General features: G+C 33.5%; 18 protein-coding genes. 4 read left to right on the top strand and 14 right to left on the bottom strand.

Annotated elements, in window-relative coordinates:
• The 8 genes from ABI657_RS16705 to ABI657_RS16670 all read right to left on the bottom strand — a co-directional run.
• A partial coding sequence (locus ABI657_RS16705) for an acyl-ACP thioesterase domain-containing protein (protein WP_348098407.1) occupies nucleotides 1–304 on the bottom strand: 304 nt, incomplete at its 3' end.
• Between the two features lie 62 nt (nucleotides 305–366).
• The gene (gene miaA, locus ABI657_RS16700) at nucleotides 367–1,296 is read right to left on the bottom strand and encodes a tRNA (adenosine(37)-N6)-dimethylallyltransferase MiaA (protein WP_348098406.1); all 930 of its coding nucleotides are present in this window, start codon (nucleotides 1,294–1,296) and stop codon (nucleotides 367–369) included.
• Between the two features lie 151 nt (nucleotides 1,297–1,447).
• On the bottom strand, nucleotides 1,448–2,284 hold the full coding sequence (locus tag ABI657_RS16695; RefSeq protein WP_348098405.1) for an ion transporter: 837 nt from the start codon (nucleotides 2,282–2,284) through the stop codon (nucleotides 1,448–1,450).
• Nucleotides 2,285–2,314: 30 nt separating this feature from the next.
• Nucleotides 2,315–3,676 carry an exonuclease domain-containing protein gene (locus tag ABI657_RS16690; protein ID WP_348098404.1) on the bottom strand — a complete coding sequence of 454 codons (1,362 nt, stop codon included), beginning with the start codon at nucleotides 3,674–3,676 and terminating at the stop codon, nucleotides 2,315–2,317.
• A gap of 156 nt (nucleotides 3,677–3,832) precedes the next feature.
• Nucleotides 3,833–4,162 carry a four helix bundle protein gene (locus tag ABI657_RS16685; RefSeq protein WP_348098403.1) on the bottom strand — a complete coding sequence of 110 codons (330 nt, stop codon included), beginning with the start codon at nucleotides 4,160–4,162 and terminating at the stop codon, nucleotides 3,833–3,835.
• 126 nt (nucleotides 4,163–4,288) lie between these two features.
• Nucleotides 4,289–4,948 (bottom strand): YggS family pyridoxal phosphate-dependent enzyme, encoded by a 660-nt coding sequence (locus ABI657_RS16680; RefSeq protein WP_348098402.1) that lies wholly within the window; start codon nucleotides 4,946–4,948, stop codon nucleotides 4,289–4,291.
• Nucleotides 4,949–4,959: 11 nt separating this feature from the next.
• Nucleotides 4,960–5,853, bottom strand: coding sequence for a 3-hydroxyacyl-CoA dehydrogenase NAD-binding domain-containing protein (locus tag ABI657_RS16675; RefSeq protein WP_348098401.1), 894 nt, complete (start codon nucleotides 5,851–5,853; stop codon nucleotides 4,960–4,962).
• A gap of 86 nt (nucleotides 5,854–5,939) precedes the next feature.
• Nucleotides 5,940–6,905: a Gfo/Idh/MocA family oxidoreductase gene (locus ABI657_RS16670; protein WP_348098400.1), complete on the bottom strand. Its 966-nt coding sequence runs from the start codon at nucleotides 6,903–6,905 to the stop codon at nucleotides 5,940–5,942.
• A gap of 143 nt (nucleotides 6,906–7,048) precedes the next feature.
• Between ABI657_RS16670 and ABI657_RS16665 the strand changes: the two genes are divergently transcribed.
• A complete protein-coding gene (locus ABI657_RS16665) occupies nucleotides 7,049–7,690 on the top strand; it encodes a protein-L-isoaspartate(D-aspartate) O-methyltransferase (RefSeq protein WP_348098399.1) in 642 nt (213 codons plus the stop codon).
• 7 nt (nucleotides 7,691–7,697) lie between these two features.
• Here the strand turns inward: ABI657_RS16665 and ABI657_RS16660 are convergent, their stop codons facing one another.
• Together ABI657_RS16660 and smpB are read right to left on the bottom strand one after the other, a co-directional pair.
• A complete protein-coding gene (locus ABI657_RS16660) occupies nucleotides 7,698–8,705 on the bottom strand; it encodes a helix-turn-helix domain-containing protein (protein ID WP_348098398.1) in 1,008 nt (335 codons plus the stop codon).
• A gap of 83 nt (nucleotides 8,706–8,788) precedes the next feature.
• A complete protein-coding gene (gene smpB / locus ABI657_RS16655) occupies nucleotides 8,789–9,241 on the bottom strand; it encodes an SsrA-binding protein SmpB (RefSeq protein ID WP_348098397.1) in 453 nt (150 codons plus the stop codon).
• A gap of 69 nt (nucleotides 9,242–9,310) precedes the next feature.
• On the opposite strand from smpB, the gene ABI657_RS16650 reads away from it, so the two are divergent.
• Nucleotides 9,311–9,544 (top strand): VF530 family protein, encoded by a 234-nt coding sequence (locus ABI657_RS16650; RefSeq protein WP_348098396.1) that lies wholly within the window; start codon nucleotides 9,311–9,313, stop codon nucleotides 9,542–9,544.
• Here the strand turns inward: ABI657_RS16650 and ABI657_RS16645 are convergent.
• The 4 genes from ABI657_RS16645 to ABI657_RS16630 all read right to left on the bottom strand — a co-directional run bounded on the left by ABI657_RS16645 (nucleotide 9,541) and on the right by ABI657_RS16630 (nucleotide 15,168).
• The gene (locus ABI657_RS16645; RefSeq protein WP_348098395.1) at nucleotides 9,541–10,098 is read right to left on the bottom strand and encodes a DUF3575 domain-containing protein; all 558 of its coding nucleotides are present in this window, start codon (nucleotides 10,096–10,098) and stop codon (nucleotides 9,541–9,543) included. The genes ABI657_RS16650 and ABI657_RS16645 overlap by 4 nt on opposite strands.
• A gap of 122 nt (nucleotides 10,099–10,220) precedes the next feature.
• A complete protein-coding gene (locus tag ABI657_RS16640; RefSeq protein WP_348098394.1) occupies nucleotides 10,221–10,772 on the bottom strand; it encodes a GNAT family N-acetyltransferase in 552 nt (183 codons plus the stop codon).
• 18 nt (nucleotides 10,773–10,790) lie between these two features.
• Nucleotides 10,791–12,521 carry a sodium:solute symporter gene (locus ABI657_RS16635; RefSeq protein ID WP_348098393.1) on the bottom strand — a complete coding sequence of 577 codons (1,731 nt, stop codon included), beginning with the start codon at nucleotides 12,519–12,521 and terminating at the stop codon, nucleotides 10,791–10,793.
• A 118-nt stretch (nucleotides 12,522–12,639) separates the two neighbouring features.
• Nucleotides 12,640–15,168 (bottom strand): PIG-L family deacetylase, encoded by a 2,529-nt coding sequence (locus ABI657_RS16630; RefSeq protein WP_348098392.1) that lies wholly within the window; start codon nucleotides 15,166–15,168, stop codon nucleotides 12,640–12,642.
• A gap of 453 nt (nucleotides 15,169–15,621) precedes the next feature.
• On the opposite strand from ABI657_RS16630, the gene ABI657_RS16625 reads away from it, so the two are divergent.
• Nucleotides 15,622–16,170: a hypothetical protein gene (locus ABI657_RS16625; protein WP_348098391.1), complete on the top strand. Its 549-nt coding sequence runs from the start codon at nucleotides 15,622–15,624 to the stop codon at nucleotides 16,168–16,170.
• A gap of 166 nt (nucleotides 16,171–16,336) precedes the next feature.
• Nucleotides 16,337–17,092, top strand: a complete 756-nt coding sequence (locus ABI657_RS16620; protein ID WP_348098390.1) for a hypothetical protein — start codon at nucleotides 16,337–16,339, stop codon at nucleotides 17,090–17,092.
• Nucleotides 17,093–17,304: the final 212 nt, after the last annotated feature.

Here is a 17,304-nt window from a genome sequence, read left to right as displayed (position 1 = left end):
ACATTTCAAGTGCACGAACAGAACGTGAATTTTCCAGACTATTGATCCAGGTTTTTACTGTTACAAGATCTCCCGATTTAGGTAAATTGATGATCTCAACACGCATCCTGCTTAAGACCCAAGCCTGATTAAATTTCTGCATATCATAAAAACTGATTCCGCCAACTTCAGAATGTGCAGCCGCAGTGAGTTGTAAAATATTACATAAGTCCGTATATTTTAAGTAACCACCAGGAGTACATTGTGTAAAATTGATATCCCAGTCTTTGCTTAAAACCGATGTGAAATTGGGCGATATTGGCATTTTTTATTTTAGATTTTTATTTTAGAATATAGAAAAAAGAAGAAAGAATAAAGAAAATAGAGTTAATGAATTTTACTTAAATGAGTTTCAATGTAATTTATAATTTCTGTTCTATCTATCGAATAATCAAACCATTTAGTACTTTCATTTCGTTTGAACCACGTTAACTGGCGCTTGGAAAAACGTCTTGTATTTTTCTTGATTTCCTCAATTGCAAAAGGCAATGAAAATTCTCCGTCAAAATAACTGAATAATTCTCTATAACCAACGGTTTGCAATGCATTTAGTGTTTTATGGGGATATAAAACCTTTGCTTCATCCAATAATCCTTGTTTTATCATGATATCAACACGCTGGTTGATTCGTTCGTAAATAACCGATCTTTCGGCATCTAAGCCAATCATAACAGTAGTAAAGTTCCTGTTGTTTTTTTTCTGATTCAAAAAAGAGGAATAAGGTTTTTGGGTTCCGATGCAAACTTCTACAAAACGCATCATCCTTTGTGGGTTTTGCAGTGTCTGAGGATTTTCTAACGTTATTTTCTGAAAATAATCAGGATCTAAATTTTCAAGTTGTTCCTGCAAATAGCCTATTCCGAGTTTTTCATAATTAGAGTTTACTTCGGTGCGAACTTCAGGATTGATTTCCGGAAACTCATCAAAACCTTTTAAGACAGCATCTACATACAATCCTGATCCGCCAATCAAAATCGCGTAATCATTTTTCTGAAAAAGTGCTTCAATTTTATATAAAGCTTCTTTTTCGTAATCGCCAACGGTATAATTCTCAAAAATCGATTTATTCTGGATGAAATGATGTTTTGCCGCTTGTAATTCTTCCTGATTCGGAACTGCTGTACCAATAGTCATTTCTTTAAAAAACTGACGGCTGTCACAGGATATGATTTCACAATTGAAATGTTGTGCCAAAGCAATACTCAGCGCTGTTTTGCCTATGGCTGTTGGTCCGACAATGGTAATTAAGTGTTTCATGTTTTTTTAGCCCGGATTGAAATGAAAACCCCGGACTTATATTTGTTAGTTTTTTGGGATAAAAAGAGCGACTTTAGAAGCTCGTTTTATACCTTAAAAAACAACAAAGATAAGGAGGAGTTGCAATGTAAAGCCGGAATAGCTTCATAAATTAAGCATGTAATTCACTTCCGCATTCATGACAGAACTTAGCATTATCAAAATGAAGCTGTGAACCGCAAATCTGGCAGGAGTTTTTGGTGGTTACAGTATTATCACGCAGGCTTTTTTTAGCAAATTCGGCTGTTACGATTCCAGTTGGTACTGCTATAATTCCGTAACCTAAAATCATAACCAGGGAAGCAACAAACTGCCCCAGCGGTGTTCCCGGAGAAATGTCTCCGTAGCCAACAGTTGTCAGGGTTACTATTGTCCAATAAATACTGATAGGAATACTTGTAAAGCCTGTTTCTTTGCCTTCAATAATGTACATTATGGATCCGATTATAACGGTACTGATAAGTACAAAATAGATAAAAACCAGGATTTTTTCCTTGCTTGCTTCGATAGCTTCCCGAAGCTGCAGCGATTGATGCGATATTTGTGGAATATGCAGTATTTTAAACAGTCTGAAAAAACGTAATGCCCTCACAATTGATAAGATACTTGCGCCAGGGAAAAATAGGGACAGGTACATTGGCAATACAGCCAGTAAATCGATAATGCCATAAAAACTGAAAATGTACCTAACCGGTTTTTGAATGGATATGATGCGTAAAATATATTCGATCGTGAAAAAAGCAGTAATTACCCACTCACAAATCAAGAGTTCCGAATGGTATTTTTGGTTGATTCCCTGTACGGTTTCCATCATGACCAAGAGAACGCTCAGTAAAATTAATCCCAGTAAAACTAAATCGAAAAGTCTTCCTAAAACGGTATTTGTTCCGTAAAGAATGATCTTAATTTTTTCTCTGAAGATTTCGTATTGCGATTTGGCTTTTCTCATGAATACTAAGGTAATGAAAGTTTTGGTACTTTAAAAGTTAAGTATTTTCAGCGATTTACTTTTTCTAATATATTGCTGAATAATGTTTTTCACATCACGATTATGCTGCATCGGAATCAGAATATTTTTCAGGATAGCGATATTGGTAATTTGATAATTCAGGTCATAATAGGCGTAACCTTTATAAATTCCGTTTTCAATCAGGACAGCGCTTCTTTCGTTTACGCTCCTGCCTCTGTCCAGCAGAATCATGCTTTTGTTTTCAAAACTGTTTTCAGAAATGAATTCCTGTACTCTCATATTATAAATTTCAGGAGCTACTTCGCCAATACATGCACCATCACACTCTTTTATTTTATATTGAAAGCACTCTTTTTTTGTTTGATACAATCCTGTCAATTTCTGGCATAAATGGTAGCTGGAAGTGAATTTAAAAAGCATATTTTTAGCTTCCTGAAGCGAAGCGAAGGACGTTACTTCTTTTTTACGTCCGTCTGCTTTTTCAAGTTTTAAATTTATATAACCATTGGAGCCTTTTTCGGCATAGACTGCAAACGGAAAAATTGTTTTTTTCTGGGACCGATTGTATTTTGGTCGGTTTATTTTTACTTCCTGGCTTTCTTTTAGCAGTGCAATCAATTCACTGCCGGTTTCATCATAAGTAATGGTAAAAACTTCGGACTGAATTTTTTTGCTTTTTGTTGTAATTCCTGTAAAATGCTGATTGACTCTTTTTCGTATATTTTGGCTTTTGCCAATGTAAATTAGATTACCGGCTTCATTGTGAATATAATAAACGCCTGTTTTAGAAGGCATTTGGCCTACAAGATCCAGTAATTTTGGAGCAATTCCTTTTTCAATTTCGAACTTTATGAAATCTTTTACGATCGTTTTTTCAAGATCTTTTTCAAGAAGCATTTTAAATAACTTGGTTGTAGCTATTGCATCTCCGCTGGCACGATGCCGGTCTGCCATCGGAATACCTAGAGCACGGACTAATTTCCCTAAACTATAAGAAGGCTGTTCCGGGATTAATTTCTTTGCAAGCTCAACAGTGCAAAGTGTACGGGCTTCAAAATCGTATCCTAAGCGTCTGAATTCGGTACGCAGTATTCGGTAATCAAAAGAAGCATTATGAGCTACGATGATACAATCTGAAGTAATTTCGATAATGCGTTTAGCTACTTCAAAAAACTTTGGAGCTGTTTGCAGCATAGCATTATTGATTCCGGTTAACTTCACCACAAATGGCTGAATCGGAATTTCTGGATTTACAAGACTAATAAATTGATCAACAACTTCATGCCCATCAAATTTATAAATGGCAATTTCTGTTATTCCTTCCTCGTTAAACTGTCCTCCAGTTGTTTCTATGTCTAGTATTGCGTACATTTTCAATGTCAGTATCAAAAATCAATAGCAATGTCAATATTAAAAATCAATTTCAATTGCAATGTCAAAAATCAATTGCAATATCAAAATCAATGTAGTTCGAAAGTCAATATTTAAAAATTGAATTTTGAAATTGTTATTGTCATTGTAATTGATTTACTTTTTATTTATTATAATTTTTGAAGAAATTGCTATTAATTCTTCAAGTTCAATTAAGAGTAAGTTTCGTTTTTCAGCGTCTCCTTCTTTTATATAATCTAATATATAATCTAATATTTTTAACCAATTTATTGATTCCTTTAATTCTTTGACTACCAATGAAACTTTAAAAATAAAATCTTTATCACTTATTGTACACTGTGCTTCACCAAAATTTAAAGAAGCGCTTGCTGATGATCTGATTAATTGGTTTTTATAATATTCATTTTCAAATAATCTGTTTAGTTGTCTGGTAAAAAATATACATTCTCCCGCAAAACGAACCACCTATCTTCAAAATTGAATATTTTTTCCATTTAATATTTTATACTTTTTTAAATTGCCCTTGCAATGACTTTTTAATTTTTATTGATTTTTGATAGTACAATTGAATTTTGCAATTGATATCGAAGTCTATCTTCCTCCAAAAATGCTGCTTCCAATTCGTACCATTTTGCTTCCACATTCAATTGCAAGTTGGTAATCACCAGACATTCCCATAGAAATAGTATTAAATTCGCAGTTTTCAGTTTTCAGCTTTTCGATTGAATCAAAAACAGATTTTAAATGTGTAAATTCTTTTTTGATTTGGGTTTTGTTTTCAGTAAAAGTTGCCATTCCCATTAATCCTAAGATACGAATGTTTTTCATTTCTTTGAATTCTGGGGATGATAATAATTCTTTTAATTCATTTTCATCCAGACCGAATTTACTTTCTTCTTCTGCAATATATATCTGAAGAAGACAATCTATAATCCTGTTGTTTTTAAGCGCTTGTTTATTGATTTCCTGTACTAATTTCAAACTGTCAACACCATGAATCAAATTGACAAACGGCGCCATAAATTTGACTTTATTCGTCTGAACATGACCAATCATATGCCATTGAATGTCTTTTGGCATTTGTTCATATTTATCCGCCATTTCCTGGATTTTGTTTTCTCCAAAAATACGCTGACCTGCTTCATACGCCTGCATAAGATCTGAAACAGGTTTGGTTTTAGAAACAGCAACTAGCGTTATGTTTTCAGGCAGGCTTGATTTAATTGTATTTAAATTTGATGCTATTGACATGATATTTTTTTTTAGGAAAGAATAAACTGCTTAGAAATCTTCACTGCTTTTTTACTTTCACTGTAATCATAAAAACCTTCTCCTGATTTGACGCCTAATTTCCCGGCTCTTACCATATTTACCAATAGTGGGCAAGGAGCATATTTAGGGTTTTTAAAACCTTCGTACATCACATTTAAAATAGCCAGACATACGTCAAGGCCAATAAAGTCAGCTAATTGTAGCGGTCCCATTGGGTGACCCATTCCTAATTTCATAACGGTATCAATCTCATAAACGCCGGCCACTTTATTATATAACGTTTCAATTGCCTCATTTAGCATAGGCATAAGAATTCTATTTGCAACAAATCCGGGATAATCATTAACTTCAACGGGAGTTTTACCTAATTTTTCAGATAAATCCATGATGATTGTAGTAACTTCATCGCTGGTATTGTATCCCCGAATAATTTCTACCAGTTTCATAATCGGTACCGGATTCATAAAATGCATTCCGATAACGCGTTCAGGATGTGTGACTACAGCACCAATTTGTGTAATCGATATAGAAGAAGTATTGGTGGCTAAGATCGTATTATGAGAACAGGCTTCATTTAATTGCCTGAAAATATTCAATTTCAATTCGACATTTTCTGTTGCAGCTTCTACCACTAAATCGGCCCCTGCAACACCATCTTTAATATCGGTATAAGTAATGATATTGGTAATTGTTTTGGCAACATCTTCCTGAGTAATCGTCCCTTTAGATAGCATCCTGTCTAAATTAGCCGCAATAGTTGCCATTCCTTTATCTAATGACTTTTCAGAAACATCAATCAGTTTTACAACAAAACCACTTTGGGCAAAAGCATGTGCAATTCCGTTACCCATTGTTCCGGCACCAATTACTGCTATTATTTTCATTCTATTTTGGTATTAAATTTTAAAAGTTAAGGTTTAAAGTGACATTTTGCCAGCTTTAAACCTTAAAAATAATGAGTTGTATTTTATTACTTATCGAAACAATCAATAATCTGATACGCGACTCTTAATGCATCTGTCGCTTGTTCGAGCGTTACAACAGGGGTTGTATTTGTGCTGATTGCATTGGCGAAAGATTCTAATTCATCCAGAATGGCATTATTTTGCTCAACATCAGGATTAGTAAAATAGATTTGCTTTTTTACGCCTTCTGCATTTTGTAGTATCATATCAAAATCGCCCGGAATTTCCGGAGCATCTTTCATGCGGACTACTTCACATTTTTTCTCTAAAAAATCAACAGATATATAGGCGTCTTTTTGAAAAAAACGTGTTTTGCGCATATTCTTCATCGAGATTCTGCTCGCCGTTAAATTGGCAACACAGCCATTTTCGAATTCAATTCGGGCATTAGCAATATCCGGAGTATCACTAATTACTGAAACGCCGCTTGCATTGATATTTTTAACTTTTGAATTCATCACACTCAAAATCGCATCAATGTCATGAATCATCAAATCCAGAACTACGGGAACATCGGTACCACGAGGATTAAATTCGGCGAGTCGGTGAGTTTCTATAAACATCGGGTTTTCAATCATATTTTTTGTCGCAATAAAAGCAGGGTTAAACCGCTCTACATGACCTACCTGACCTTTCACACCGTATTCTTTTGCCAGCGCAATAATTTCTTCCGCTTCTTGAACAGTATTGGCAATTGGTTTTTCTATAAAAATGTGTTTTCCTGATTTTATCGCCACTTTGGCACATTTATAATGTGAAAGGGTTGGCGTAACAATATCGATGACATCAACAGCGTGAATTAATTTTGCAATGGTGTTGAAGTTTTTATAGCCAAATTCTTTTGAGATTCTTTCGGCATTTTCCTGATTTTCGTCGTAAAATCCAACTAATTCGTACTTGTCAGATTGTTGTAATAAACGTAAATGTATTTTACCAAGATGACCAGCACCTAAAACTCCTACTTTTAACATGAGAATGTATTTTAAACAAAAATATAATTTATTTGTCGAAAGTAAAAGTGAATGTATTAAAGATTTAGTGATTTAATAATTAAAAATCAATATTTGATTTACTATTTACTTTCTTATTTTTGCCAGAATAAAACCTACCCATTTTGAAAGATACTGCCAAACATCAAGGACTTCGTAATCAGTTAGTAAGCACTTTACAGGAAAAAGGAATTACTGATAAAGCCGTTCTGGATGCCATAAAAAAAATCCCAAGACACCTTTTTTTAAATTCAAGTTTTGAGGATTATGCGTATCAGGATAAAGCTTTTCCAATAGGAGCAGGGCAAACTATCTCGCAGCCTTACACCGTTGCTTTTCAATCCCAATTACTGGAAGTAAAAAAAGATCATAAAATTCTTGAGATTGGTACTGGTTCAGGCTATCAGACTGCTGTTTTATTTATGTTGGGAGCTAAAGTGTACAGTATTGAAAGGCAAAACGAGCTTTTTAAGCAAACATCAATATTGTTTCCAAAATTAAATATTCGTCCAAAACATCTTTCTTTTGGTGATGGATATAAAGGATTACCGCATCATGCTCCTTTTGATAGTATAATTGTAACTGCTGGTGCTCCAATTATTCCAAAGCCTTTAATGGCACAGTTAAAAATAGGAGGAAGGCTGGTAATACCTGTTGGAGAAGACGTTCAGATTATGACTTTGCTGATTCGTAAGAATGAAACCCAGTTCGAAAAACACGAATTTGGAGAGTTTCGGTTTGTTCCTTTATTAGAAGATAAGAATTAAGAGGGCTTTATTTTGAAACTAATTCAAGTGCCCGAAGCAGGTTTTTCTTTTCAATGCGAAGGATATAATTTACGAACAATGATTTGTCATTTTTATTTTGACATTGTTCTAAAACAGATAAATATTCATTTATATTTTCTTCATTTCCATTTATTGTAGCATACACATATCCATTTTGCAATAAAATCCAATTCATTAATAAATTGGCAATTTGTACATTTCCATTTTCGAAAGGGCAAATAGTCATGATTTTCAGATGTGCTTCTGATGCTAAAAGTATTGGATGTAAGCCGTTTTTGTTAGACTCATACCAATTAAAAAACAATTTCATTTCCCTAATAATCAGCGTGTCATTTTTATATTTTCCTGAATTTTCAGGTTTAATGCCACGCAGAATTAAATTATGAAGACTGAGAAAATCTTTTTCATTTACAGATGCCTTCTTTTGATTCAACTCTTTAATATAACCAATCGCTTCCTGAACATTAACCGCTTCAAGATGTTCCTGCATACTTTTCCCCATAATAGTAATTCCTTCATTAATTACTGATTTTGTTTCTTCAAAAGTTAAGGAATTTCCATTTAAGCGATTATTTTCAGAAATAAATTCTAATTCCAATATTTTAGAAATCCGATGTAAATCAAAATGCTGAAATGATTTGATCTGGTTTTTTAATGGCTCAATTTCATCCAAAGCAGTTTGTAATGAATTTAGAACATTGGAATTAATTATTTTTTTATTGTTTTGAATTTCCTGTTCAACAAGTATCAGTGCTTTTAGGGCAAATTCTTCATCTCTAATTTCATATAGGATTTTTTCTTTCAGCCATGCAATCATTAAAGTTTCATAATCAATTTCTAATAATTGTGATAGCTTGGAAATCTGCTCTTTGGTTGGTCTCCTTATTCCTGATTCAAATTTACTTATTAACGCCTGGTCAATGCTTAATATTTGTGCCACTTCACGGGTTTTTAATCCTTTTTGTTCTCGTGCCTTTTTTAAAAGTGACTTCATTTGACTTGAGTTTAAATATCTTGACTAAATTAGTCATCAGGTTTAATGAAAAAAAAGCAATAATGATTATTGCCTGGGATTTATTAAAAAGCTTTCTTGATTCGGTCTAAGTCACGTTTGGTATCTTGTTCCTTAAGCGATTCCCGTTTATCATAGTTCTTCTTTCCTTTGCAAAGGCCTATTTGTAATTTAGCCAGTCCTTTTTCATTGGTAAACATTTTAAGAGGCACTATTGTCAAGCCTTTTGCCTGAACACTTTTTTGAAGGCTTTTTAATTCTTTCCTGTTCAGAAGTAATTTTCTTTCGCTTCTGGATTTATGATTGAATTGATTACCAAACGTATATTCTTCAATATAAGTATTAATAGCAAAAAGTTCATTGTTACTAAACTCACAAAAGCTTTCAGTAATATTTGCTTTTCCTAAACGGATAGATTTTATTTCGGTTCCTGATAAAACAATTCCAGCAGTATAAGTATCGATTATTTCATAATCAAACCGGGCTCTTTTATTAAGTATATTGACTGTTTTTAACATAGATGACAAATTTAGGAACAAATAAGCGAAAGTACAATTGTTTTTATAGAAATGATATAAATTTGCATTATGGAAAATCAAAAATCAAAAGACCCGTTGCATGGTATTACACTTCAAAATATTCTGGAGAAGTTAGTACATTATTATGGATTTGATACTTTGGGCGAATTAGTGCCTGTAAAATGTTTTAATGAAAACCCCAGTATAAAATCGAGTCTGACATTTTTAAGAAAAACAGACTGGGCGCGAAAAAAAGTAGAAGATTTATATGTGAAATCACTTTCGAAATTTACAAGTGATTAATTTAATTTATACGAAAGCATAACTCCGCCACGATAGATTAGCCATTCACCACTTTTATTCCAGTCTTTGACGTTTTCATATCTTCCGGGAGTGCCATCATTGTAAAGACCATGATAAAATCCCTGATGCCAGCCACCGCCAACAAAAAGGTCCAAAAGAAGTTTATCATTTACTTTTATATTATAGCCTATAGTTGCTCCTAACCTGTAACCAAATCCTTTTTCATATTTATTGCTATCCCAATAATTCCATTTTTGAATTTGATAAATGTCGGGACCAAGATGAAAACCTGCATACAGCCCATTATATTTTTCTTTAAAATGGTAACGGATTTCTGGTGTAAATGTATAAAATTTCATCGGCTTTTTTCCGTCAAACGAATTCCAGAAAGAAGCCATGGCATCAAAGCTAAAAGTAGTTTTTTCTCCTATACTGGTTTCAATACCCACATTGGGTATGGCTACTAATGCCGTAAAACCATTTATTTTGATGTAAGTCTGAGCATACGTCTGAATTGAAAAAATAACAACAGCAACAAAAAGTATTTTTTTCATCCTAAAAGTTTAAAGCAAGCCATTATTCTTGTTTTGGCTGCAAATATAACGCAATAGCTTAATTACTATTATAAGAAGGCAGGTACTTTTTTAAAGATTTAATTTTAAAATAGTATTTAGGATTACTTATTCCTTAATAATGAATAAATTACCTTGTCTATAAATTTTCCTTCATAAAATTGGCATTCCCTTAAATGTCCTTCTTTTACAAATCCACATTTTTGTAGAACTTTTTCTGAAGCTGAGTTTTCGGGATCAATTATGGCTTCAATTGAGTGCAGTTTTAAATCATTAAAACCATATGTAATTAATCGTTTTACGGTTTCGGTAATAATTCCTCTTCCATGAAATTCAGGCAGTAGTATATAGCCAATTTCAGCGCGATAGTTTTCCGGCTGCATTCTGTAATATCCGATAATACCAAGCAGTTTAGAATTATCTTTGAGTGTGATTCCCCAGTTTATACCTTCATTCAGAATGATTTTTTCTTCAATAGTTGCAATATGAATGAGTGCATCTTCAGTTGTTTTTGCCAATGGTCTCGGGATGTATCTCATGGTTTCGGCATTAGAACGCAATTCAAAAACTTCATTTACATCTTCGTCTGTGATTCGTCTTAAAACCAAACGTTCTGTTTTTATAACCGGGAATGGAGCAAAATTAAAATTTAGCATATTCAATTGATTTTACAATTATAATTCATTCAACTCCAGATCATTTCTTTTGAAAAAAACGACCTGCATAATCAAGGATAAGAGTATAGTTAATATTGCACCGATAAAATTAAGCCATAAATAGCCTAATTTTTCCTGACCGCTCGGATAAATATAAATCATAAAATAATAGATGACAAAAATGGTTATCTGGCTAATAATAGCACTATAAAACATAGGTTTGGCCTGAACACGGATTAAATAAAATCCAACTAAAAAGATTCCCAATACGGTACCATAAAATATAGAACCAATAATATTTACCAGCTGAATTAAATTTTCAAATAAAGTTCCGATACAGGCAAAAAGTATGGCAATAATTCCCCAAAAAAGGGTAAAAAATTTGGTAGCATTAAGATAATGTTTCTCGGATTTCTCGCTTTTGAGGTTACGTTTATAAATATCAATTGCTGTTGTAGATGCTAATGCATTCAATCCTGACGCGGTTGAAGACATTGCTGCTGAAAGAATCACAGCGAGTAATAATCCGATAAGGCCTTTTGGTAAATAATGTAAAATGAAATGAAAAAAAACATAATCCTTATCATTAGTTTCGCTATTGCTGTCTGCTTTGGTAATAATTTCTTTCGCACGATCGCGCAAATCTTTTTCCTTGTTTGATAAAGCAACTAATTCTTTTCTTAGGATGGGATTATCGTAATCCTGGTTCAATTGTTCAATATACAAGAGATTAATCACCTTCTTGTCTTCAGAAAGTTTCTCCAGTTTGTTTTCCAAAGCATGATATTCTTCCTTAAAAGCCGATTTTTCAATGACAATTTTATTATTCGGATTGAAATTCAAAGGAACTGGATTGAATTGAAAAAACACAAAAACCATAACACCTGTGAGCAATATAAAAAACTGCATAGGAACTTTCAAAAGCCCGTTCATGATCAAACCCATCTGACTTTCCTTAACTGATTTTCCTGATAAGTAACGCCCAACTTGTGATTGATCTGTTCCAAAATAGGCAAGGGCGAGAAAGAAACCACCCGTGATTCCGCTCCAAAAAGTGTATTTTTCTTCCGGATTAAAAGAAAAATCCACAATATTCATTTTGTCATTTGCTCCTGCAATGTGCATAGCGCTTGAAAAAGTCATATCCTGCGGCAAATAATGCAGAATCAGGAAAAAAGTGATAAACATCCCGCTCATGATAACGAACATCTGCTGTTTCTGTGTCACGTTTACCGCTTTTGTTCCTCCGGAAAAAGTATAAATGATGACCAAAACACCAATCATAATGTTCATGAACGTTAAATTCCATCCTAAAAGCGCTGATAAGATAATGGCAGGAGCATAAATGGTTAAACCAGTCCCTAATCCTCTTTGAACTAAAAATAAAATAGCAGCTAATGAACGTGTTTTTACATCAAATCGTTTCTCCAGAAATTCATACGCTGTAAATACTTTGTTTTTGTGATATAATGGAATAAAAGTAACGCAAATTACAATCATGGCAATAGGTAATCCGAAATAGAACTGCACAAATCCCATACCGTCATGATAGGCCTGTCCGGGAGTTGACAAAAACGTAATGGCACTGGCCTGTGTTGCCATGACTGAAAGTCCTACAGTGTACCACGGTGTTTCGTTATTACCTAAGATGAAATCCTCAACATTTTTACTTCCCTTTGTTTTCCAGGAACCGTATCCTACAATAAAGAGCAGCGTAACAATCAGTACAATCCAATCAAATAGTTGCATAATTTATGAGTATAATTGCATGATTAAGAAAAAAATAACGATGTAAATCGCATTGGCTACCAAAACATAGGTGTAGCTTTTCTTCCATTTCTTTTGTTTTTTAGCTTCCATCTGATTTTTAGTTTTTTAATTCTTGTTTAGGAGCTTCTAAAGGCTGTTTCAAAGCGATGATATTCGAAAGCAATCGGAATGCTCCTGAAACACCTTCCGGTAATTCCCTGAAAAAGCTTAGACCCGTGTAAATATAATATCCTTTTCCATAAGGAGCGACTAACAGGGCACCATTTTTAGCCGATTCTCCTTTGTCATGTGAGGAAATAACAGGAGTAAAGGCAGTATCGAATTGGTTAGGATAATAGAGTCCTTGTTCCTGAGTCCATCCTTCGAAATCTTTAGCATTAATTTTATTTGGCGTGTTTAAAACCGGGTGATTGGGTGCGAGAAAAGTGATTTTGGCATTTTCCTCAGTAACACGGTCGTTTGAAATTTTAAGCGGGTAAGGAGCAATTTTATCCGTTATCAGTCGGCCATTTGTGTTGTATTGCACCATCATGGTTTTGCCACTTTTTACAAAATCAAAAAGAATAGATTGCTTGTTCGCCAAAGCATTTACAGTATTGTAAGCACGAACTCCCGTAATTACCACATTAAAGGAGTCTAATTTCTCAGGCGTAATTTCTTCAGGTTTCAAAATAGTGACTTTATAACCCATCTGAGCCAGACTTTCAGGAACTTCATCCCCGGCACCCATGATATAACCAATAACATCTCCGGTAGTTTTTAAATCTATTTTTAAGAATTTTGATTCGGCAGGTTTTAAAACCATTTGCTTGGTAATATGTGCAAAATCAATAATGGTTTCATCTTTATCAAAATTTTTGCCGTCAACAATGGCAATGCTTCTGGCCACAGTTTCTTCAAAATTTGATGGTGGAGTAACTTCAAAATAAAAAGTTTGTTCCAATCCTTTTTTACTCAAAGCAAACGGGATCTGCTGTGGTGAAACAATCCAGTTTTTAGGCAGTTCTAATTGTAAATCTCCTTTAACATCATCTTTGCCTGCGCGAACTTTAACCGCAACCATTTTAGTACTATTATCTTTAAAAATTAATACTTTTTCAAGTATCGAAGTGGTAATTTCAGGAACAATATCCAGAAAATTGTACATTTCACCTTTTACACCATCGTTATATTTATAGACAACCGTTCGCTCAAACGGAATTTCAACACCATTAATTCTCACATTAAAAACAACTTTCACTTCTCTGATAATATCCGGAATTCCAATGTTTTCCTGATTAGAAACCGTGTACATGCCAACAGTTGCTTTTTCTTTTAGCCAATAAGGCTGCGTATATTCGATTGTATCAGGAAGCTCGATTTCAAGTTTTAATCGTTGGTCACTATTGTTTTTAAGGAAAAGCTTATTTTTAATTGTGGTTACATTATCTGGTAACGAAGTTAAGCCTGTCAATTGCATTTCAATTGAACACCTGTTAATGGCTTCAATATTTAATTTAATAGTACTTCCGGGAGTTGCTTCTTGTTCTTCAGCAACGGCTTCCAAATATAAACCGGCACTTGCAGCAATAATGTTTTTTATGGCATCCGATTTTAAAGTTTTCCAATGTGTATCTTCCAAAGACTCAATCATTGAATACGCCTTTACCAAATCCGGAATGCTGGCTGATGGATTGCTGAAATTGTAATTGGCAATAATTTTCGAAATGAGTTCCCCAATTGGTTTTCCATTTTTTACGCGGTTCCAGGTGGTGTCAATTCCGTCGAATAAATTATTACGGTTTTTAGGTTTTTCACCCTTTATAAGCTCCAGATATTCCGTTTCGTTGCCTCTGGCCCCGGTACTTCCAAAACCTTGTGACTGATGTTGGCTGCGGCTTAAAGCGGCAATTTCCTGATTCGATTTTCCCAGTCCGGTATAATAAACACCCGTTTCCAATGTGGTTAACTTAGATTTATCAGCGGCATCAAATTTTTCCTGGCTTCCGTAAAACCACCACGATGGATTAAAAAACTGACGCTTTACCTGCCACGGTTTTACATATTCCAACTGTTTCGGATATTTTTTCGGGTCATTTGTCAGATCAAAACTTTCTATACTCAACATTGCTGACGAAGTATGATGTCCGTGAGTTGTTCCCGGCGAACGATGGTCAAAACGGTTGATGATTACATCTGGCTGAAATTTTCTGATGGTCCAGACAACATCTGCAAGAACCTGATCTTTATCCCAGATTTTTAAAGTTTCGTCAGGATTTTTAGAAAATCCAAAATCATTGGCGCGTGAAAAAAACTGTTCACCACCATCAATTTTTCTGGCTTCAATTAATTCCTGGGTTCTGATAACCCCTAATAATTCCCTTAATTGAGGACCAATTAAGTTTTGCCCGCCATCGCCACGGGTTAAGGATAAATAACCTGTCCGGGCATTGATTTCGTTCGATAAATACGAAATCAAACGGGTGTTTTCATCATCAGGATGAGCAGCGATATATAAAACCGAACCTAAAAAATTTAGTTTTTGAATTTGATTGTAAATGGCAACCGAATTAGGTTTTTGCGGCTGTTGAGCAAAAGAAATCTGGATACTAATAAAGAAAATTAAAAAGAGCTGAGTTTTTCGCATAGCGTGATTCGAATTTTTGAAAGAGCTCCAAAAATACTAATTATATCCTTGAACAGTATTTAAATGAAATGTTAATGTTCAATTTATTTCAAATTTTAAGTGATATATTTTGTCTTCAGGAGCTGTTTCCAGCTGTACACTATATCTTTTGTGGCAAACCCTGCCACAAAAGGATGCCGTTCCCATCTGGGCTAGGGCTTTGGTTTCATAAAAGTTTTATTATAATAATCTATTTTATGAAATTAAAAATGGCTATCAGGCTGAACGTTCAAGGTCTTTTAAGTAAATTCCCTGATATTTAATGAGTAATCAAACTTATTACTATATTAGACGAACAAAAAAGCTAATTTATGGCGCAAAGCCGGCCAAAAACGGATGTATAGAAGCCATTTTATGGCAGCTATAAGTTAGTTGGCAGTAATTTTGCCGAAGAAAACCGAAAAATTAAGAAATATGAAAATTCTACTTTACATCTTCTTTTTATTTATTTTAATACCGTGTAATGGACAATCCAAAATTCAAAAAGAAAATTCTGAATTAGACATTACAACAACTTCTCCTAAAATAAATCTAAGCCGAATTACTAAAACTTGGAAAAGTCTAAATGCTATTCAAAAAGATTGGATTAAAGTAGAAAAGGATAAGGATGGTTATTTAATATACCAACCTTGTGATGGGAAAACAGAAACAATAAAACTTGAAGGTGCTAATCTAACAATAAATTGGAGATTAGAAAATTCACAAAAATTTGAACTTGAAAAATTCACAAGATTAACTGGTAATGATGCTTTTAGAGCTGACGGTTATGATATCAAAAACAAAATAGGATTCGAAATTAAAGCGAGAATTGTAGATTACAAAAATGGTATTGTTTTATGGGAATTTAACGGAAATAAATGGTTAATGACACCAAAAGAAAACTATAAAAGTTTCAGAATTATCAAGAATAATTGTAAAACTGAGAAGAAAAAAGAATTAGATTTTTTACCTGTAGAGTACTAAAAAAAACTACTGCCAACACTTGCTACAATAGATTTGGGCAATTGGCTTAATTTAAAAATGGTCTTGTATTTGGGATGTTTAGGCAAATCCGAAAATAAGGCTTAATTTAATCCCAAACCTCTTGTAGCAAGGGAACGTTATGCCTCATTGTAAGAAAAACCGACAAATGAAAAAATTCACGATATTTTTAACAATATTTTCTTTGTACTTAATTTGTTCTTGCGGACAAAAAAAACCGAATGTAAAAGTTTCAGAAGGAAAAATTATTAAAAAAAAATCTGTTATTAAAAAGGAAATTGAAAGTGAACAAAGACATTATTTTGATTCAACTTTTGTAGTGAACAAACAAACTTTTAAATTCATAATTAACGATATAAATGAAGAAGAAATAACTTTAACATTTTTCAGGAATACAGAAAAAATAAAAGTTGACACTATCCAATCAGGCGGACTTGGAGGTGTAGAATTTGTTGACTTCAACAAAGATAAAAACATTGATATTTTATTGACATATATCGGTAACAATCCAAGTTATGACCTTTACTTATTTGATAAATCTGAAAATAAATATAAGTTTTTAGATGGATATAATAGATTTTCAGAAGCTAAACAACTTAAAGCGAACCCGAAATATTATTTTTCATATCAAAGAGCCGGTTGTGCAGATATGAATTGGGTCAGTGACTTATTTTATATTGATAATTACAAAACTGTTCACGTTGGACATATTTATGGACAAGGCTGTACTCCAGATGAAAAAGAAAATCCTTTAGAAATTGAAATATATAAAATCTATAAAAATGACGATGTAAATAAAACGTTAATCGAAAAACTTCCATACACAAAAAATATTCCTAAGTTTGACCAAAAATGGATGTTTATTGAAAAATATTGGAATAAAAACTATGGGAAATTTAACTAAATAAAACAACGAGGCATAACAGCCGTTTGCCGTGATTGGGGATTTAGTGGAATTAGCGTTTTTTTATTACATTTACGTTCAGCCGAAAATACTCGGCTCCGAAAGTCCCCAACCACGGCAAGCGCCAAGACGTTGGGCGTAATTGGCACGTAGACTCCGTAAATTCAATAACTTAATGCAACACTTTTAATTTTTTAAATTTGTTGTATATG

This window comes from Flavobacterium sp., from assembly GCF_039930565.1.
Classification (GTDB): Bacteria; Bacteroidota; Bacteroidia; order Flavobacteriales; family Flavobacteriaceae; genus Flavobacterium.
Note: the sequence above shows the minus strand (reverse complement) of the source record. Positions and strands in the feature narration are given on the sequence as shown.